18 protein-coding genes, 1 tRNA gene and 1 riboswitch are annotated in these 20,292 nt (G+C 40.1%); of the genes, 2 read left to right on the top strand and 17 right to left on the bottom strand.

Annotated features, from left to right (window positions below):
- Window positions 1–57: 57 nt before the first annotated feature.
- The 12 genes from tpiA to HNP77_RS01875 all read right to left on the bottom strand — a co-directional run bounded on the left by tpiA (window position 58) and on the right by HNP77_RS01875 (window position 13,103).
- A complete protein-coding gene (gene tpiA, locus HNP77_RS01930) occupies window positions 58–807 on the bottom strand; it encodes a triose-phosphate isomerase (RefSeq protein WP_184651474.1) in 750 nt (249 codons plus the stop codon).
- A gap of 174 nt (window positions 808–981) precedes the next feature.
- Window positions 982–2,706, bottom strand: a complete 1,725-nt coding sequence (locus HNP77_RS01925; protein ID WP_184651473.1) for a hypothetical protein — start codon at window positions 2,704–2,706, stop codon at window positions 982–984.
- A 445-nt stretch (window positions 2,707–3,151) separates the two neighbouring features.
- Window positions 3,152–3,415, bottom strand: coding sequence for a Txe/YoeB family addiction module toxin (locus HNP77_RS01920; RefSeq protein WP_184651472.1), 264 nt, complete (start codon window positions 3,413–3,415; stop codon window positions 3,152–3,154).
- Window positions 3,416–3,417: 2 nt separating this feature from the next.
- A complete protein-coding gene (locus HNP77_RS01915) occupies window positions 3,418–3,675 on the bottom strand; it encodes a type II toxin-antitoxin system RelB/DinJ family antitoxin (protein WP_184651471.1) in 258 nt (85 codons plus the stop codon).
- Window positions 3,676–3,869: 194 nt separating this feature from the next.
- On the bottom strand, window positions 3,870–4,412 hold the full coding sequence (locus HNP77_RS01910) for an adenine phosphoribosyltransferase (protein ID WP_184651470.1): 543 nt from the start codon (window positions 4,410–4,412) through the stop codon (window positions 3,870–3,872).
- Between the two features lie 115 nt (window positions 4,413–4,527).
- Window positions 4,528–6,087 carry a DUF4832 domain-containing protein gene (locus HNP77_RS01905; protein ID WP_184651469.1) on the bottom strand — a complete coding sequence of 520 codons (1,560 nt, stop codon included), beginning with the start codon at window positions 6,085–6,087 and terminating at the stop codon, window positions 4,528–4,530.
- Between the two features lie 17 nt (window positions 6,088–6,104).
- Entirely contained in the window at window positions 6,105–7,001 is an 897-nt protein-coding gene (locus HNP77_RS01900) for a prephenate dehydrogenase (protein ID WP_184651468.1), read from the bottom strand.
- Window positions 7,002–7,019: 18 nt separating this feature from the next.
- On the bottom strand, window positions 7,020–8,048 hold the full coding sequence (gene aroF / locus HNP77_RS01895; protein WP_184651467.1) for a 3-deoxy-7-phosphoheptulonate synthase: 1,029 nt from the start codon (window positions 8,046–8,048) through the stop codon (window positions 7,020–7,022).
- A gap of 292 nt (window positions 8,049–8,340) precedes the next feature.
- Window positions 8,341–8,976: a thiamine diphosphokinase gene (locus HNP77_RS01890; RefSeq protein ID WP_184651466.1), complete on the bottom strand. Its 636-nt coding sequence runs from the start codon at window positions 8,974–8,976 to the stop codon at window positions 8,341–8,343.
- Window positions 8,976–10,814, bottom strand: coding sequence for a TonB-dependent receptor domain-containing protein (locus HNP77_RS01885; RefSeq protein ID WP_184651465.1), 1,839 nt, complete (start codon window positions 10,812–10,814; stop codon window positions 8,976–8,978). The genes HNP77_RS01890 and HNP77_RS01885 overlap by 1 nt, the downstream gene beginning before the upstream one ends.
- Before the next feature lie 154 nt (window positions 10,815–10,968).
- Window positions 10,969–11,523, bottom strand: coding sequence for a hypothetical protein (locus HNP77_RS01880; protein ID WP_184651464.1), 555 nt, complete (start codon window positions 11,521–11,523; stop codon window positions 10,969–10,971).
- A 66-nt stretch (window positions 11,524–11,589) separates the two neighbouring features.
- A riboswitch (adenosylcobalamin-variant (AdoCbl-variant) riboswitch) is annotated at window positions 11,590–11,680 on the bottom strand.
- A 79-nt stretch (window positions 11,681–11,759) separates the two neighbouring features.
- Window positions 11,760–13,103, bottom strand: coding sequence for a hypothetical protein (locus HNP77_RS01875; RefSeq protein WP_184651463.1), 1,344 nt, complete (start codon window positions 13,101–13,103; stop codon window positions 11,760–11,762).
- A gap of 172 nt (window positions 13,104–13,275) precedes the next feature.
- Between HNP77_RS01875 and HNP77_RS01870 the strand changes: the two genes are divergently transcribed.
- Window positions 13,276–13,911, top strand: coding sequence for a hypothetical protein (locus HNP77_RS01870; RefSeq protein WP_184651462.1), 636 nt, complete (start codon window positions 13,276–13,278; stop codon window positions 13,909–13,911).
- 26 nt (window positions 13,912–13,937) lie between these two features.
- Here HNP77_RS01870 and HNP77_RS01865 read toward each other — a convergent pair whose 3' ends face one another.
- The 5 genes from HNP77_RS01865 to HNP77_RS01845 form a co-directional block, all read right to left on the bottom strand.
- The gene (locus tag HNP77_RS01865; protein WP_184651461.1) at window positions 13,938–15,419 is read right to left on the bottom strand and encodes a pallilysin-related adhesin; all 1,482 of its coding nucleotides are present in this window, start codon (window positions 15,417–15,419) and stop codon (window positions 13,938–13,940) included.
- A gap of 59 nt (window positions 15,420–15,478) precedes the next feature.
- Complete coding sequence (locus HNP77_RS01860; protein ID WP_184651460.1) at window positions 15,479–16,636, bottom strand: aspartate aminotransferase family protein; 1,158 nt, start codon at window positions 16,634–16,636, stop codon at window positions 15,479–15,481.
- A 13-nt stretch (window positions 16,637–16,649) separates the two neighbouring features.
- Window positions 16,650–17,558, bottom strand: a complete 909-nt coding sequence (gene argB, locus HNP77_RS01855) for an acetylglutamate kinase (RefSeq protein WP_184651459.1) — start codon at window positions 17,556–17,558, stop codon at window positions 16,650–16,652.
- A gap of 32 nt (window positions 17,559–17,590) precedes the next feature.
- Entirely contained in the window at window positions 17,591–18,862 is a 1,272-nt protein-coding gene (gene argJ / locus HNP77_RS01850) for a bifunctional glutamate N-acetyltransferase/amino-acid acetyltransferase ArgJ (RefSeq protein WP_184651458.1), read from the bottom strand.
- Window positions 18,863–19,012: 150 nt separating this feature from the next.
- A tRNA-Leu gene (locus tag HNP77_RS01845) sits at window positions 19,013–19,094 on the bottom strand.
- 166 nt (window positions 19,095–19,260) lie between these two features.
- Here HNP77_RS01845 and rsgA point away from each other — a divergent pair.
- The gene (gene rsgA / locus HNP77_RS01840; protein ID WP_184651457.1) at window positions 19,261–20,223 is read left to right on the top strand and encodes a ribosome small subunit-dependent GTPase A; all 963 of its coding nucleotides are present in this window, start codon (window positions 19,261–19,263) and stop codon (window positions 20,221–20,223) included.
- The last annotated feature ends 69 nt before the right edge of the window (window positions 20,224–20,292 follow it).

Raw genomic sequence — 20,292 nt, 5'->3', positions numbered from 1 at the left:
GAGGTAATTCAAAAAAACAGCATCCGGCCGTCCTTTTATAAAATCTCAGAGCTATACTTAGCACTCACAGATCGGTACGAATGTTTCTGCCTTAAGGGAAGCTCCACCGATAAGTCCGCCGTCAATATCCGGCTGTGCAAGAAGTTCAGGAGCATTTGAAGCTTTCATTGAACCGCCGTACTGAATGATAACTTCATCAGCTACTTTCTGATTGTAAAGTTTAGCGATGTATCCGCGGATAAACTTATGAATTGCCTGTGCATCTTCAGGAGTTGCAGTTTTACCGGTTCCGATAGCCCAAACAGGTTCATAGGCAATAGTTACGTTCTTCATCTGTTCTTCAGTAACACCTGCAAGACCTGCAGAAAGCTGGAATGCACAAACCTGTTCTGCCTCACCGGCTTCACGTTCGCTTAAAAGTTCACCGATGCAGAGATCTACTTCAAGACCGTCATTAAGAGCCTTGCGAACCTTTTTATTGATAAGTTCATCAGATTCACCGATTTCGTGACGGCGTTCTGAGTGACCGAGGATTACTGCCTGACATCCGATATCCTTAAGCATTGCTGTAGAAACTTCACCTGTGTGAGCTCCGTTGTCTGTAGCAGCACAGTCCTGTGCAGCAAGAAGGATGTTTGAACCTTTTACAACCTGAGCAACTGCATCAAGATATACGAAAGGAACACCAATCATGAATTTATTTGTTTTTCCTTTGAGGGCTGCAACAAGATCCTGAGCCAGTTTAACGGCTTCAGCCTTAGTTGTGTTCATCTTCCAGTTTCCGGCGATATAATGTGTACGTGCCATATTTTACTCCTATGCGGGCCGTAGAATAATCATTGCAGCCCCTGTTTGTTTCAGAAAACGATTTTAATGAATTGACACTCATTTTTCAACATAAATGCAGAAAAAAGAAGCGGCATTCTTTAAGAACACCGCTTCTTTATACAGCTGATTATTTGAAAATCATACAGGTAACAATCAGTTTAATGGTTCTCCGTCAAAACTAAGGGTAACAGGATCATCATCATTCCTTTTAAGCAGGATTGTTCCGTCATGGTTATCAGTTACAGTCAGAACTGTTGAATCCTGTTTATATTCCGTATAGTCGTCATTCCAGCTGCCTTCGTCATAATCTTCAGTTAAATAGCATATCCATCCCAGATCATATCTGATGTATATCTGTTTCTGATACATTATGCTGCCGTTATTATACTCGCCGTAATTCAAATACCATGGCTTTGACGAATCATACATACCGGTAAAAGTTGCCCATGCGAGGGAAGCATAATCATCTTTTTTATCCAGAGCCTTATAGTCCAAATCAACACTGAACAAAGTATCTTTCAGGAACATCTGGTCAATTCCAATCATTTTTGCAGTCTGCACTTCAAGAGCTGCATACAAATCCTTATAATCAGAACCTTCCGGAAGACCATACATACTGACAGCCCGTGCTTTCATCTCTGCAAGATTAGAAAGACCACTTTTTATCACAGCCTGTTTGTTTTCTTCCGTCATCGCCTCATAGTCGGTTTTTGTCGTTCCAAGAAGTGTAAAGAACTCCTCTTCACTGAGAGCCTTGCCCTCCTGCATTTCATTCATAAAACTCATATATTCATAGAAAGTCTCTATAGTAGGATTTGTTTCATACGCTTCCATTATCTTGAATACACTGATATATGTTGAAGAAACCATTCCAATAAGTTTTTTAGAAGTCACCCACTGATATTCCTCCATCATGCCATGTCCATCGGTATAAATCTCAGAAAAAGTAAGACGAACTGTTTCACCATTTTCATCAAGAACATAAGTTCCCTTTGCACCGTCTGATTTCTCTTTCACCTCTCCTGCAGTATGTCCACTGACATTCTTAAGATATTTTTCAGTCTTATCATACTGATACACAAAAGTCTTATCCTTAGGATTAAAAATCAGGCTGCTTACATAATGAGTGGAAGTATTTCCATAAGAATCCTCATACTCTCTATCCATACTGAGTTCTGTAAGAGCAGGAAGGATCAGAGTTTCCTCATAAGTCTTTGCATACTGGCTTCCATCAATTGTAAAGTTCAGGGTAAATTTTACTTCTCTGTCTGTAAGTCCCCTGTAAACAGAAATTTTTCCATTTCCGTCAATTTTTGCAGCATTTTCATTCTCTGTTGTAACTACTACAGTTACATTCTTTGATCCGATGCTTAATTTCGTTCCAAAATCATATTCAGCCCAGGCAAGTCCCGGTGCCTTTACAAGATTTAAGAACTGGCTTTCGGCAATTTCAAAAATCTTTGAGGCAGGAAGATCTGCACCATTTCTATAAACCTTTACATCAATCTTTTTCTCTAAAATCTCCCCTTCTTCATTCTGAAGGGTTGCGGTAAGTGTAACTACATCAAACTGTTCTTCAAGAGTAGCATCCTTCTGCGTTACAGAAGCAGAACCGTTGGAATCAATTGTAATAAGTTCAGTATCAGAAGACGTCCAGCTTATTGTTATTGAAGGATACTGAGATGAAATGGTCGGAAGCACAAAAGAATCAGTTGCAATTTCATCAGTAACAGAAAGTGCATCACAGGCAAGTTCCAGATCTGTCTTTGCCGAAACCTCAGGATCTGTACCGTCATCCCCGTTACCGTCACAGGAAATAAAGGCAAAAACAAGACTTACAGCAACAGCTGCAGCCATCGCCTTAATAAATTTTTTCATTTTTTCCTCCTAATTAAAAAAATAAAAAAAATGTACATTAAAGAATTATAACACAATTTTATTAAAAAAAATTAATAAAAAAAAAATCCGCAGTGACTGTCAGTTTTTCTACCACATAAAAAAAGCAGCTCCCCCTTTTGGGAAGCTGCCCGAAAATCGTTGCGAGGCTGTCCAATAAGTATGAGTCATTGCCGTGCTCGACAGTTTGTCATTGCCGCACTTGATGCGGCAATCTCTTGTATTGCAATTAAATGGATTTTCGGGTCAAACCCGAAAATGACACTTTTTGAACTTATTGGTCATCCCCTTCGGAAAAATAGTTGAATTGTTAAATCCGTTCCACTTCGTTGCGCTAATTGAAAGCCCGGACGGCACACATATAACAGGCGAGACACCGACAGAATCGGTACATAAGACAAGCCCTCTTTAAATCGATTGTCACTTTTTATTTATCATCATAATGATTTTTACACTGAATAATCTTTATAAGTTCATCTTCAATTTTATAAACTAATCTGTTTTTCTCATCTATATTTCTAGACCAATATCCGGTTAAATTGCCTTTCAATGGCTCTGGATGACCGATTCCATCATTTCCGTTTCGCTCAATATCCGCAAGAAGCTGATTTATTTTCTTGAGCGTCTTTTTGTCCTGCGTTATCCAATAGGTATAATCTGCCCAGGCATCATCTGAAAAATCCTTGTGCATTCTTATACCTCGACAAGATCATGGATTGAATGCTGTCCGTTTTCCATCTGCAGTTTTGAATGTTCCAGAGCCTTTATATTTTTCTCAGAATAAAATGAGCTGTCCTGAACAATCTCAAAGGGGATTTTGTGCTGGATTAAAGTCTGCTTAAGAAAAATGCGTATTGCCGTTGTTGTATCCATTCCTATGGATTCGAAAAAAGCATCTGCATCATATTTTAAGGCTGTATCAACCCTTGTCTGAATTACTGCCGTTCTCATATATGCCTCCATGTTTACAATGTAATACAAAAGTAATGAAAAAGCAATAAAATTGCATAATGACAAAAAAAGCAGCTTCCCCTTTTGGGAAGCTGCCCGAAAATCTATTTAATTACAATGCAAGAGATTGCCGCATCAAGTGCGGCAATGACAAACTGTCGAGCACGGCAATGACTCATACTTAAGTATCAGTACTACTCGTTATCGTAGTTTACTAAAGTAGTAACTGTAACATCCGTACCGAGTTTTTCTTCGTATTTAAGGAACGGAAGCCCTACTACACCGAATACGTCAGTAACACAGGCTTTTCCCTGCTGCACAAGATTTATGGCAGCCTTGAGGGTTCCTCCGGTAGCAACAAGATCATCTACCAGAAGAATGTTCTGTCCCTCCTGAATATCAGCGCAATGTACTTCAATTTCTGCACTTCCATACTCAAGGTCATACTTGCAATGATAGGTTTTTGCAGGAAGCTTTCCTTTTTTTCTGATAAGGATGAGGGGAATTCCCATGCGTTCTGCAAAAGGTGCTGCAAAAATAAAACCGCGGCTCTCAATACCGGCAACAGCATCTATTTTCTTATCCTTGTAAATCTCTACCATACGGTCGATGGAATACTTAAAAGCCTCCGGATGACGGAGAATTCCCGTAATGTCATAAAAAAGAACACCATGCTTCGGAAAATCAGGCACACGGCCTATTACTTTGTCCAATACTTCAAAATCTTTTTTTTCCATAAAAAAGCTCCATAAAATTTATGTGCACTTCATGCATAGCCATGCAAAAACACAAATGCTCCCTAGTATAAAACGAAAGCAAAAACTATGCAATTCAGCAGAAAGAATATTTAAACTAATTCGTCTCTGAAGCCTTCAAAGTACAGACTCCGGCTTTAACAGCCTTTAATTGTGAATTCCAGCCTGTATTTGCCGGACGGATGACATGAGTTCCGTCTGAATCAGAAAACTTTACATACACAGCATAGCTTCCGCTGTCTAAAGAACTTAAATCTGCAGTTACAGTCAGCACTTTCTGACCGGTAAACAGCTCTGAAGATATATTCAAAGGTTCTTCATTTCCGCTGACAGCTGACTCAGAAGGAATAAAAAAGAGCTGTACGTTCTTTTTGCGATGATAAGGAAGGGATGCGAATCCGGTGTTTTCAAAAGTGAAGTCCATCTGAACAGATTTAAGCCCATCCTTTTGAGTAAAAACCGCATCCTTTAATAAATAGCGGTAGCCTAAATGCCTGTACAGATACTGAAAAAGCGTTTCTCCGAAATAATTCAGACTGTTAAACTGATAAAAATAAGAGGTATTCCATCCGATGTTAAGAAACGAAGCGTGAACATTGGTAAAATTTTCAACACTTACACTTTCTCCGTTCCCGATACCATAATTTCCGATTAATTCTCCTCCATACGGGGTATGGTCCGTAAAGCCCGAAAGAAATTCAATTTCTGCACTTCTGTCAGAACTTTTATAAGTTCCGGAATCACTTTCACTTCCCAGATATCCGTCGTTATAAAGTCCAAATTTGTATTCATCACTTCCGGTTACAGGAATGTATGTCGGAATTGCAGCAGGATACGATTCATTTTTACTGTCCAGCTTAAAATTATAGTCAACATCACAATACGTATTGAGATATGCATAAATAAACTTAGGCTGACGGACAAGAAAAGGAATGTCTGCCGATTTTAAGCCTTCCAGATATTCATGCATGACCTGTACGATATAATAATCAGGTTTCCACTCAGTACCTTCTTTAACGGAAACTGCATAACTTGAAGTATGCATCTCTCCCCATGGGCCGATAATACCGCACTCAATTGCCGTAATGATATCTTCATATTCTGAGTATATTTTAGAAATTTGCTTTACGTGATTAAGAATGACGGAAAAATCCTCCGGTTCAGTATTTTTGTTACCGGCAAAACCTGAATCATAGGCAAAACGAACAACCGCAGTCTTTTCTGTTCCGCGGAAGGCAGACAGGATTTCCCTTACACCTTTTAATGACTCTTCAGAAAGTTCCATAATGTCGGAAGAGCCGTTTACAGCTTTTGAATAATCGCTTATGTCAAATTCAAGATGCAGAAGATTATAGGATAAATCCCATAAAGCTTCATCACTTTCAGGATAATCCCCTTTAAGAGGATTAGAATCTTCTTTTATTGAAGAAATTATTTCACTTTTATCCTGAACGCCAGTCTGAGTTACCTTAACCTTAATTACCGAATAAAAGCCCATGTCCGGATTAAAAATAACTTCATTGCAGTCTTTTAATTCTCCGCAGACAAAAGAAACTGAAGTCGTATTCTCCTGAACAATTTCCTTTTCAGAAGAATCCTGTGTTTTACAGGAGAAACAGAGTAAAACTGAAGATAAAAAAAACAAAACCTTTTTCATGATTTCCTCACGCCATATCATTTTGCTACAGTACAGACAGATCCCATCATCAGACGCTTCTCTCTTGTTTCTTCAAGCATTTCTTTTAATTTCTGAGAATCTTCTTCCATTATGGCAGTTCTGAACTCTTCCATTTTTTTCTGAAAACTGTCTATGTGGGCACAGAGTTTTTCTTTATTACTGATAAAAAGTTCTGTCCATAAAGGAGCGTTTATCATTGCAATCCGTGTAAGGTCCTCAAAACTGCCGCCTCCAAATGCCGTAATTTCAGGATCCCGGGCACTCTGAACCAGAGCGCTGGCAATAACATGACACAGCTGAGAAGTAAAGCCTATTTTGTTATCATGAATATCACAGGTTGTTTCAGTAATCCTTGTAAATCCCAGTTCGGTAACAAGGGTCTTCATCAGATTATAATTTTCTTCCGAGTTAAATGTCTGACGGCAGAAAATATAATTATGATTGACAAAAAACTTTGCGTTACTTGCGGCATAGCCTTCCTTTTCTCCGCCGGCCATTGGATGACCGATTATAAAATCAACATCAGGACGAAGAAGTTCAGGAAGGGACTTTTCAAAAATTCCCTTTACTCCGGAAATATCAGTTACGATGGCACCGCTCTTAAAATCATTTTTATAATTCTTTAGAAATTCAAGAGTGGCATGAGGATAAAGGCAGACAAAGACAATGTCACTTTTCTTCAAAAGTTCAGAAGTTTTATCCTGAGTAAAAGCCTCATCTGCAATACCTTCATTAACAGCCATGGAAAGACAGGCCGTACTTCTGTTGCATACAAGAATTTTACCCTTTGAACCGCTCTGACTGAGAATATTCTGTCTTATGGCCTTTGCAAAAGAGCCGCCCATTATTCCGAGACCTACGATACCGTAAGTAAGATCTTTTAAGTTTTTCATGATTTTACAGTTTACTATTTATATTGTTTTTCCTTCAACAGCTGCATATTTATTGAGTTTTACGGCAAGTTCCTCAAACATTACAGGAGGAAGCTGCTGACTTGCATCACTCAGGGCTTTTTCAGGATTACAGTGAACTTCAATTTCAAGACCGTCTGCTCCGGCTGCAACTGCACTGCATGCAAGAGTTCCAACCATCCACCTGATTCCGCAGGCATGACTTGGATCAAGAACAACCGGAAGATGAGAAACTTTATGCAGATAAGGAACGGCGCTTACATCAAGACAGTTTCTTGTATATCCGTCATAAGTACGGATTCCCCTTTCACAGAGGATAACCTGTTCAGTTCCGTTTGCCATAATATATTCAGCACTCATCAAAAGTTCCTGGATAGTTCCGGAAAGTCCTCTTTTAAGCAGGACCGGCTTTCCGAATTTTCCGATTTCCTTAAGAAGATCAAAGTTCTGAAAATTGCGGGCACCAACCTGAATTAAATCTACGTTTTCAAAATACTTAAGTTCCGAAGCACTCATAAGTTCTGTACAGATTGGAAGTCCTGTTTCTTTTTTTGCCTTTTCAAGAATACGGATTCCTTCAGGTCCCAGTCCCTGAAATGAATACGGAGAAGTACGCGGCTTGTAGGCACCGCCACGGAGAATACGGGCACCGGCTTTTTTTACGGCCAGTGCTGCATCGATAAGCTGTTTTTCATTTTCTACAGAACACGGACCGGCAATAAGCGGAACTGTTTTTCCGTCACCGATAAAACATGCAGTACTGCCGTCTCCGCCAATCTTTACTACTGTATTTTCAGGATGGAAGGAACGGCTTGCCATTTTATAAGGAGCAGAAACGCGCTCTGCACTTTCTACAATCTCATTTGCCAGAAAATCTTCCGGATCAAGTTTTGAAGTATCACCTAAAAGACCAAGTACAGTTTTATCCACACCTTTAGAAACATGTACGTCAAGGTTCTTTTCCTTTACATCCGAGATGAAAGAATCAATCCTGTCCTGACTCACACCGCTTTTCAAAATAACTATCATTTTGCACCTCCGTTAATTTACATGACAGCCTTAGAAACAAAGACAAATAAAAAAAAAGGAACCTTCTTTTTAGGAAGGTTCCTGTAATTTCTTGCTTTAAGAATCGCACAAGCCTTTATGCAGTCCGCCTTTTAGCAAGGAAACCTTCCTGAATGCCGAGAAAATAATAAAAGCTAAAGTAAAAGTAAGCCAGCATGGAGAGAAAGTTAGACTGAGCCCGACGGGTCGTTGTGTTATTCATAGTCAAAAGGATACTAAAGACAGTAACACTTGTCAAGTAAAGAATTTTTTATCACCGTACTTTTACCACAAGAACGCGCCCCTGCCCTGCACTTACCGATGCGGTCTTTCCGGGAAGAACTTCATTACTTACCCCTATCTGAAAACTGCTTTTGAGCACCGCATTTTCAAGAGGATATTTTGCATTTTTTATGCATACACCGCCTGCATCCCCATCCACTGTAAGTACGGAAAAAAAAGAATAATTATCTTCTATATAAATTGGATTTTTTCCTGCAATCTCCATCAATGAATAATCATCTGCCAGCACAGCCTTTTTATGAAGATCATCCAGGTACAGAAGAACTCCAATATTTGCAAAAGCATGGTCAAAGCGAAATCCCATTGCTCCCGTCAGAAGGAAATCATCAAATCCTTCAGAGAGAGCAAACCTTACAGCAGCAAGAGTATCAGTATCATCTTTTTCTCTGGGAAGAGAAATAACCCTGCATTGAGATGACCACCTTTTATAATCCTCATCTGAAACGGAATCAAAATCCCCTGTCATAACATCAGGTTTTACGCCGAGAAAATCTGCATGCCGGAGACCGCCGTCACAGAATATAAAAAAATCATCCTTCTTCAGCAGGCTTTTGATAAAAGCATAATCGTTTATAATGCCTGCTGAAACTATAACACACCTGTTCATTACCACTTTGTCCTGAGTCCAAGGGTAGCACTTATTCCAGGCATTGGATAGGAGTCCACGGCTTCATATTCAGTATCAAGAATATTCTCTGCCCTGAAATAAACTGTAAAATGCTCAAATCCCTCATAGGATAGATTTAAATTCACCAGTGAATAAGGCTCCATGTAAGAAACATTCAAATTTGACTTATATCTTTTTCCTATGTAATTCCATTCGGCAGCAAAACGGAAATCAAAAAAATTAACGACAGTACTTACGGCACATGTCCAGTCAGGAGTCCACATAATTCTTTTTTTATATGTGAGTTCGTTGTCCTTATCCAGAAGAGCAGAATACAGGTACTCTCCACTGGCTTTTACTTCAAGAATGCCGTCAAAGAAAATTTTTTCAGTCCTCAAATCAAGACCGCAGTAAAAAGCACTGGCTACATTCTGCGGAGTCAATATTCCTTCACTTGAAGCCCACTGAATTTTATTCTCATAATAATTCGTAAAAAAACATGCACTTAAAGGAATAAATTTTTTCCAGTTAACGGTAAATTCTCCTCCCCAGCCTTCTTCAATCTTAAGATCAGGATTTCCCCGGGCATAGGAAGATTCCCAGTACAGATCGTCCATATTAGGAAACTGCACCATGCGGTATGCATTAACAATAAAATCAGCATACTCTGAAGCAATCTTAACCCCTGCTTTAGGAATGAAGGCAGCATTTGAACCGCAGGTTTTTACCGCAAGAGGAAGAGTAAAAATTACATGTTTTGAAAAACGGAACACAGATGTTTCTTTTACCGTAAAAGAAAACTGAAGATGCTTTCCGTCATCAGTGGAATCAAGATTAACTGCATCTAAAGTAAGGCCGGCACTTTGGGTATAGAAGTCATTAAAATCAGCCTCCGCATAAGAAGCATACCGGAACGTATTTATTAAATGCAGGCTGGAAGAATTGCTTTCATCATAGTTTCTGCGGTTAAAAATCCATGCCCCGCTGTTTTCAAGCCGGAAAACATTTTTTACGGCAGGATTAACGAGAGAAAAATTTACCATTGCATTTAAGTCTTTCTGCACGCCTTCAGAAACAGATGTCGAAGTTCCGGGACAGTTTTTTATTCCGTCATAAAAAAGAACTCCACCTGTAAAAGAAGAACCGTTTCCAAAAAAATGAGAAACTTTTGCATCTCCGTGAAAATCTTTTACCAGAGCATTATCTCTTGTAACAAGCTTATTCATATAGTTTCTGAACTGAAACCTGTTCTGAGCATAAGTACCCCGGAGATTAAGCTTAAGAAAAGTACTGTCTAAAAACTGATGGGAAATTCCGGCACTCTGGCTGAAGGTATCGGCAAAGGATTTTTCATTAAAGAAACTCTTAACAAAAGAATCAGTCGTTACGGAAGTACCCAGGGCCTGTTTTTTTGTAGTAATATAAATTGTTCCTGCAACAGAGCCTTCGTCACTGACCCCTTCAGTAAATCCGCCGCGGACAATTTCCATCCGCTCAATATCATTGATGTCTATTGAAGTAAAATCAAAAGTTCCGTACTGAGCATTGTTTACGCAGATTCCGTCTATTACAACCCGTACAGTCTCATCAGTAAAGCCCCGGATCTGAGGTTTTGCTTCAAGTCCATAGGGACCGTAACTTAAAAGCTGCATTCCTTCAGACTGAAGAAAATCTACCAGACTTTCCGTATGAGACTTCTGTATGTCCTGTGAATTAAATACCTGCCTCTGCTCCACTTCAGGAGATTCAATAAATGTATAAATGTGTCCCAGATTTATGTCTTCTTCTTCAAGGGGGGTACGCTGCGAATCCCCCTGCGCGTCCACGTCGTTTGCCACTACCCCCTCTGTGGAGGAATTTTCCTCAACGCCCCTCTGAGCATAAACGGAAGCAGAAACAGAATTTTCCTGAGAAAAAAAAGGATAAAAAACAAATGCCGCCGTAAAGAAAAATACGGCGGACTTATGAGAAAAAATACGCAAAGCTGGCTGATTATTCTGTTACTTTTGTGAAATCAGTAAGATAAGTAAAATAACCTGAATCCGGAGTAAATCCATTAACAGCTTCTTCAAGAGAATCAAAGCAATAATAGTCACTGCTGTCTGCAGCATAATATGCATCACACATTGTTACGCTTGAAGATGTTAAATTCTTATAGTAAACACCATACCATTTTCCAAGATAACTTGATGCATCTTTATCTGAATATGTAAAATTACTTGTATTAGTAATCTTGTAATAAAGGAATCCTTCTGTATCAGAAATTTTCCTCTGGTAAACTGTTGATTCCTGCATACCATAACTTGAAGTCTGAATATAATCAGCACAACAATAAGCATCATAAGTTGAATATGTATTCCACTTTTTAACAGAATCAGCCCACTTTACTCCATAGAGAAGACTGTCAGACTGTAATGGAGTTACATATACATAAACATTTTCAATCTCACTGTCATCATCAGTCTTACAGCTGACAAAACCAAAAACTAAAGAGAGAGCAAGCGCAGACAAAAATGCGCGTCCAAAAGCACGAAGTGCGTTTTTCATAATAACCTCATTTCCCCAGAGTGTTGCGTAGGGATAAAGAAAAATAACCTTTCATACAAAAGGCTGCCGTCAGAAAGCATTCGGACTTCTGCTTAAAACAGTTACCGTTCCGCGTCGAGCCAGTGAATTTCACACTGTTCCCTTTCTGAGTGCACGGTCAATATAACAAAAAACACAGTGTTTGAAAACACTGTGTTTTTTGTCACGGTTAATTTCTTATGTCAAATATGTTCAGATTAGAAAAGATATGTAACATATACACCGCTTGACCAGCAGCCGCGGCTTACTCCGTCAAAGGCAGTGCGTTCTTCAAGATTAAGGTAAACAGTAAAGCTTGTGTGTGCATCAAAGGCAATGTCAACTGCAGGACGTACGTTTATTACGTGACCTCCGTCCCAGTCTTTTGTAGCATCATTATCTTCCCATCTCTTGTCATCAGAACCGTTTGCAAATGATCCCCATACGCTCAAACCAAAATCGCGGTTAATCTTTAAAGAAAGAAGGGCTCCAGTGTACCATGCAAAAGTATAATTATCATTTTCAAAGAAGTTTACGCCAAGTTCAGGACGAAGTGAAATTTCTGTATTAGGAATTACAAAAGTAATTGCAGCACCGGTTCCGTATGCCTGATCCTCATCTTCATCAGTATTAAGGGAATCAGCGGCAAAATATCCTTCAAGAATAAAGTTTTTATGTCCTAAAGTAACTCCGGTATAGAAGTTTCCGTGATCATCAAAAGCCCCTTCATATGCAGCAGAAATGCTGAGCCAGTCAACAGGAGCAATTTCAATTCCAAAGTTAACGGCAGGATCATCTGTATTAAATCCGTTAGGAATTGCAGCACCAAGCTGGAATGTAAAATCTCCGTTATAAAAATAACGGATACCCATGGCACGCTTTGCATATTTGTTTGCATAGTGAACGAAACCTACAACATCAGCACTTCCCGGTGCATCAACAGAATACTTATAGGAATTTGCAGTCTCTGAAGAAGTCTGGGCTCTTGATCCGGAGCGGTCATCATAAGTTGTAGAAAATCCTCCCTGACGTACATGTGCGGAACTTTCCCAAAGCCAGCCGCCGTAACTTGGAGCAGGTCCAACCTTCCAGTTAAGTTTTGTTCCCACACCGAAATCAAAATTTTTTGAAGGATGCCAGATAAAGTTTACATAATATGAATCCTGAATGACATTGCTTACATTTACCTGATCATTGTAACCTAAAAGAAGGGCTGCTGCAGAAACCTTGTTGTCTCCGGCATAAGCGGTTCCTCCGCGGGTTCCGTAATGAAGGGTAAGAGGATTTGCATTTGAAGTTCCAAATACAAAATTATCTACATCTCCTTCATTATCATAGTTTGCAAGAAAACTCCAGTTTAGCATTCCTTCAATAGTGAAGCTTGCTACATCAAATCTTGCCTGAAAAGTATCTGTAAATCCATGAAACATGGTATCTGCATTCAGAGGAGATCCAAAACCTGTCCAGGCAGTATTTTTCATTCCCTTTTCCGTCATTACCTGAGCAGAAACAGCTGAAGAAATCACAGCTGCCAGAGCAGCACAAAGTAAAAGTTTTTTCATTTCAATACTCCAGAAATTATAGTTTAAAGCAGTGCAATAAAATCACTTCCGCAATTTTTTGCAAATACGTTCAAATTTAAGCGTTTCTATTGGAAATAGTCAATCTTATACTGTATACTGATTCGAAGGAAAGTTAAAAGTCCATCTAAAAAACCGAATAAGGATTATAAAAATGAAAAACGTAATCAAGACAGCAGCAGTTCTCAGTTTAACAATTGCAGCAGCATCCTGTGCATCCGGCAGTCACGGAAATGTAATTCAGACAGAAGATGAAGTTTTTGCAATTGCCATCAACAATCCTGTTCCTGAAGGTACAATTGAACTTCTGGACAGTTTTGAAGACGGTAACTTCTGGCAGAATTCTACAGATGACGGTTATTCAATGGAAACTGACCTCAGTTCAGAATGGTATTCAGAAGGCGCTTCCAGTGCAAAATGGAATTTCAAGGCAGTACCTAAAACAGAAACCGCAGTTTATTACTGTGATGCCCTCAGTGACAGAAACTGGGAAGGTGCAAAGGCCATAATCCTTGACATAAACAATACGACATCAAAGACAATTCAACTTTACCTGAAAATAGATTCCGGAAGGCGTCCCGTGGAATATGCCGTTACTGCCCCTGTTGCAATCGGAACAGGAACAAACACAAATGTCTATTTTGATCTGGAACACCAGCTTACCGATCTTGAGGGAAATTCCATTCCTCAGATTCAGGAAATAACAAACGTCAGAAAACTCAGCATAATCCTTATGGGTAAAACAAAAACCGGAAGTGTATTTACTGACAATATACGTCTTGTCCGGTAGCAGTTCCCGCAAAAATGCAGTTTCTTTTACTCTCCCGAATCTTTCAGGAGGGTAACCGAACGTTCATCTGTAGCATAGGCTGAATCCGGAAGCACACGGTAAGGCTTAAACAGAAGAGACGAATTAGAAGAATCTGTATAAGTTATTTTATACATTCCCTTAAATAAAGGAGAAGCTCCTGAGGAACGGAACTGAATGTAATCCTGTTCCTTCAGGGTAACTTTTGTATAAAAGCCGCTGTCACTTATAATATCACCTTCTGCAGTATAGGAGCCATTCTTAAACACGACAACAGTATCATCTGCCATTCTCCAGGAAGGAACGCTTTCAAGAATCTTTATGAAGCTTTCGGATTTTTTTGACACATTCATATCATAGGTTCTGTCCTGAGAAAACTTTTTATAAACTCCATCCCAGACATTGTTTTCTGAAATAAGCATGCGCACGTCATCCTGAATACGGATATTAATTTCATCAACACTTCTTAAAGAAATATCAATGCGCCTCTGAAGATTCTGAATTTCCTGATTTACACTGGAAAGATAAATTCCGTTCCTGCGCAGATCGCTGCGAATCCAGTTATACACTTCCTCTATGTCTGAGCGGACAAAAATAATTTCTTTCTGAAGATAATCAAAATAAAGATAATATAAGGAAGAACTGTCACTTTTATACCAGAGGCCCTCAAGAAATCCTGCAAAAGTCTCTACAGTGCCATCCTGAATTTTTGCCAGTTCCTTACGGGTAATATTGCTTCCTGCAACCCTTATTGTCTTTATCTGAACATACTGCCGGGATTCCCTGTCCCAGTCATAGCAGATCTGAAGCTGATCCATACTGCCAGGGCGCGCACTGTCCGAAGTATAAACCCATATAGGATAACTTGCACCGTTTGCATTGGACCTGTCATAGTTTTCATAACGGTCCGCCTGCTGTATGAAAATGGTTCCGTCACCCCTTAAATCGGCAATCTGATTTACATTTATTCCGCCTACGCTTCTGTCAGTAATAATGAATGCCTGAAGGACTGCTTCAGAATTCTCAGAAAATCCCTGATAAACAAGAACGTTCTTATGTTCTCCTACAAGATCTATTCCGGTATACGTAAAGGAAGTTGTCTGTGTTATCGGTGTAGCAATTACAGCCTTGCGTTCATATTCAGAAACAGCCTTATTATATATTCCTACAATAAGCTGAATATAAGGACTTGAAGAAGACTTTACGGCATTTACCTGATCCTCAAGCCCGTCTCCGTTAAAATCCATACTGACGACTCCGATAAGCGTTTCGTCTGTTTTAAGCTGAATAAGGGAAACTAAGGCAGTTTCTTCTACAGAGGAAACTGAATCAAGTGACTTTACAGAGGACTTTGATTTTCCGTCACTGAGAGAGAAACCGCTGGATCTATATGAAGCATCATCTTTAGAAAACTGTTTTGTTATAAAAAAAACGACAGCCGCGCAGGCTGCCGTCATAACAATCAAAAAGGCTGCTAATCTTCTACGCATGAGCAAATAATACTAGACCCATGTGTATTTTTCAACAGCCTTTATTAAAGTTAAAAAACTTAAGCTTCAAGCCCGGCCTTCAGAATTGCAAGACCGGCATCAATTTCCTTCATCGTAATATTGAGGGGAGGAACAAGGCGGACTACATCAGAACCAGCTGTTGAAAAAAGAAGACCGTCAGCAAGACATTTCTTTTCAACTGCGGCAGGATCTTTATTAACCTGTATTCCAATTACAAGACCTTTTCCCCTGACGTCAACTACACACGGAAGATTCCAGCCTTTTACGGTATTACGGATATACTCACCCTTTCTGAGAACGTCTTCCATAAACCCGGGAGCAGTAAGGGTTTTAAGTACAACTCTTCCAGCTGCACAGGCTAAAGGATTTCCGGCAAAAGTAGACTGATGATCCCCCGCCTTAAAGACATTTCCATTTCCGCGGTAAAGACATGCGCCCATAGGAACACCGCCCGCAATTGCCTTTGCAAGAGTTACAACCTCCGGATTAATACCAAGGGCATCACTGGCAAGAAGGGCACCAGTTCTTCCCATACCGGTCTGAACTTCATCACACATTACGATAGCTCCAGCCTTACGAGCAAGTTCCGCAGCTTTCTGAGCCCATTCCTTTTCAACAGGAATAACTCCGCCCTCACATTCAACAGGTTCAAAGAAAAGGGCTGCAGTAGTTTCGTCAAAAGCATTTTCAAGCCCTTCATAATCATTAGGCTCTATTGTTTTAAACCCCTGTACGTAAGGTGCAAAATCCTCAGGATGAAACCTGTCCTGACCTGTAGCAGTAAGGGTTGCAAGCGTTCTTCCATGAAAAGATTTATTCAGTGTAACGATTGTCTTTCTTGAAGAACCGCCGTTAAGCTGACCATATTTGCGGGCAAGTTTTATGGCTGCTTCATTTGCTTCTGCCCCGGAATTACCGAAATACACACCTTCAAAACCTGTTGCAGCAAGAAGTTCATCTGCAAAGGCAAGTCCCACATCACTTGTAAAATAGTTACATACATGAATCTGCTTTTTTGCCTGGGCAGCCACTGCCTTTACAAGAGGCTTGTAATTGTGTCCCAGACAGTTTACGGCAATACCTGCAAGAAAATCGATATATTTCTTACCATTAACATCAGTAAGAACAGAGCCCTGCCCTTTTACAAAAGTAACGTCAAAACTTCCGTAATTATTAAGAACTTTTGGATTTCCCATTTTAACTTCTCCATTAATAAATCATAGTTCCGATACCGCGGTCACTGAACATCTCTATAAGAAGGGAATGAGGAACACGGCCGTCAATGATATGAGTTCTCGGAACGCCGCCATTACGTGCAAGCATGCAGCACTCAATCTTAGGAATCATACCGCCGGCAATAATTCCGTCCTTTATAAGTGAATCCACATCCTGAATGTGAATGCGCTGAATAAGGGAAGAAGGATCATTTACATCCTTAAGAACTCCAGGAACATTTGTAAGCTGAATGAATTTCTCTGCTTTAAGAGCTATGGCAATTTTTGCCGCAGCTGTATCAGCGTTAATGTTATAGCGGGCATCATCACCGTCTTCACCCAAAGCAACAGTAGAAACAACAGGAATGAAATTCTGTGCAAGAAGCGACTGAATTATTTCAGGATGAACTTCAGTAACTTCACCGACAAAACCAAGATCCGTACCGTCCTTACTGATTTTCTTAGCCCTTAAAAGACCTGAATCAACACCAGAAAGACCGACAGCCTTACCCCCCTGCTGAAGAAGTATACCTACTATATCCTTGTTCAGTTTTCCTGTAAGAACCATCTGTACGATTTCCATGGTTTCTGCATCAGTGTAGCGGAGACCGTTTATAAACTTGCTTTCCTTACCGACACGGTCAAGCATGTGGTTAATTTCAGGACCGCCGCCATGAACCAGAACAACATGAATACCAATCGTATTAAGAAGAACAATATCCTCCATAACGTCATGTTTCAGGTCTTCGTTAAGCATGGCATTTCCGCCGTATTTTACAACTACGACTTTTCCGACCCAGTGCCTGAAATAAGGAAGTGCCTGAACAAGAACATTTGCCCATCCTGCATTATCAAGTCTCGGATCAATCGATTTTTTTTCTATTTCGTTATCAATATTTTCCATAAAAATACCTCTTTCCGGCTTAAAACAGCCTTTTATGTACGGTAATCACCGTTAATCTTTACATAATCATATGTAAGGTCGCAGCCCCATGCAGTACCGCAGGCATTTCCGTCCTTAAGCGTAACATTGATTACAACTTCATCTTCTGAAAGAATCTTTTTTGCAAGATCCTCATCAAAATTCAATGGAACTCCATTTTCAAACACTGTAATTGAAGTCTTTTTACCGGTCTGCTCACCAACAAAGTCCGTAAATCCTGTACGCTGAGCTCCCTCGGCACTTTCAAAAGCAACAGTAGTTGTTTCTGGAGTAAACTGCTCTCCGGAATATCCCATAGCACAGAGAATTCTTCCCCAGTTTGCATCTTTACCGAAAAAAGCAGCCTTAACAAGACTGGAAGAAATTACTGACTTGGCAAGACGGCGGGCTGTCGGAACATCACAGGCTCCACTGACATTGCATTCAATAAGGCGGGTTGCCCCTTCTCCGTCCCCTGCAATTTTTTTAGCCATCTGCGTATTGATTGCATTAAGGGCTTCATAAAAAGCGTCAAAATCCTTTCCTTCTGAAACTATTTCTGCATTACCGGCCATACCGTTTGCAAGAATGGTAAGGGTATCATTAGTAGAAGTATCACCGTCAACGGAAACACAGTTATAGGTTCCTTCAATACTCATGCGCAAAGCCTTTTCGAGCATGGCAGAACTGATGGCACAGTCTGTAGTCATGAAACTGAGCATGGTACCGAGATTAATATGAATCATTCCGGAACCTTTGCACATTGCACCGATGCGGACTTTTTTTCCTCCGATTTCGGTTTCTACGGCACATTCCTTGTAATGAGTATCTGTCGTCATGATGGCAGTGCGGGCCTCTGCATGACCTTTCTTACTCAATCCGTCCTTAAGAGTCTGAATATTCTTTTCAATAACTTCAACCGGAAGCTGCTGTCCGATTACACCAGTTGAACAGACAACTACATCCTCAGGTGAAATTCCAAGCACACCGGCTGCAGCCTTTGCCATGCGGAGGGCATTTTCAGCACCCTGGGCACCGGTACATGCATTTGCATTTCCGGAATTAGCAATAACCGCCTGAGCCTTTCCGTTTTCAAGATGTTTCTTAGTAAGTTTTACGCTTTCTGCCTTTACACGGTTCTGAGTAAATACACCTGCCGCAGTACATGGTTTCTCGCTATAAATAAGGGCAGTATCATTCTTTGTTCTTCCGGCCTTAATTCCGCAAAGCATTCCGTTGGCCGTAAATCCTTCAGGAGCTGTAACTCCACCGTCTATAAACTGCATTTTTATGCACTCCTTTTGCAAATTTTTGCATAATTATAATAAAGTTTGACTAATTATACAATATAAGCGGATACATATCTATCAGAAAAAAAATAAACGCAGGCAAAAAAAAAAGGAACCAGTCGTTAAACTGATTCCTTATTAAAGATGTGCGGCGAACAAGACTTGAACTTGCACACCTTTCGGCACAAGGACCTCAACCTTGCTTGTCTACCAATTCCAACATCGCCGCATATTCAGTACCGTTAAGCGCTGAATGCTTAAATAGAGTACATCTTTGAGGATTTTATGTCAATAAGATTTTTAATTTTTTTTATTTTTTTTTGAATTTTTTTTTAACCGGCAGCACTAGGGAACCCTTGACACGTGAGAGTATTTATTTCAGAATTCAGCAATATATGAACGGGCTTATACTCAGTGGCAGTAAAAATGTTTTTGAAGTCGAATGCGATGACGGCTATATAAGGGACTGTGCAATAAAAGGCAAAATTCTCAAAGCCTCGGAAGGATATTACAATCCTCTTGCACCCGGCGATATAGTTACCCTTGACGATTCAACTCTTGAAGACGACAAAGGCATGATAACTGACCTGGTACCAAGAAAAAACAGATTTGTCCGCTGGAACATAAAGAAAAAGGAACCTCAGATTCTGGCAGCAAACCTTGACTACCTTCTTATCGTTACCACACCGGATAATCCTCCCTTCAGGCCCCGTTTTGTAGACAGAGCCATAGCCCAGGCAGAGTATGAAGGAATAACCCCGGTAATTGTCTGCAACAAATATGACATAAACGCAGCAAGGGAAGAAGAATTTCAAGACCGTCTTGAAGTATGGGAAAACGCCGGCTATAAAGTAATCAGATCCAGTGCCAGAACCGGTGAAGGTATGGAAGAACTGGCAAACCTTATAGAAAATCATCTGAGTGCCTTTGTAGGACAGAGCGGAGTCGGCAAAAGTTCAATTATAAACGTCCTTGACAATACGGTAGTCCTTAAAACAGGAAGCCTTTCTCAAAAATACGGAAAAGGCTGTCATACTACTACAAAAGGCACCCTCATTCACCTGCAGATTGACGAAGCCCTTGTAGGCGGAATAAAAGGAACTACTGCAAACATAATAGATACTCCGGGGGTAAGAAGATTTTTACTTAATGACATATCTCCGGAAAACCTTGCCCTTTACTTCAGGGAATTCGTTCCCTTTATCGGAAAATGCAATTACGGCATGAGCTGCTCTCATACCCATGAAAAGGGCTGTGCCATAATACAGGCAGTGGAAGAAGGTAAAATCAGTCCCCTCAGATATGACAGCTGGATGCGCATATGTGAAGAAATGAAAAGCGGAAGTTTTGAAGACTGACTTCCTGTTTCAGTATTCCCTATTTTCTCATTCCTTAAGTTCTCCTTATTTACAAATCTTTTAAGTGGC

Origin of the sequence: Treponema rectale, assembly GCF_014202035.1 — a bacterium.
GTDB classification, from domain to species: Bacteria; Spirochaetota; Spirochaetia; order Treponematales; family Treponemataceae; genus Treponema_D; species Treponema_D rectale.
The sequence above is the reverse complement of the archived record's forward strand: the minus strand, read 5'-3'. Positions and strand labels throughout refer to the sequence as shown.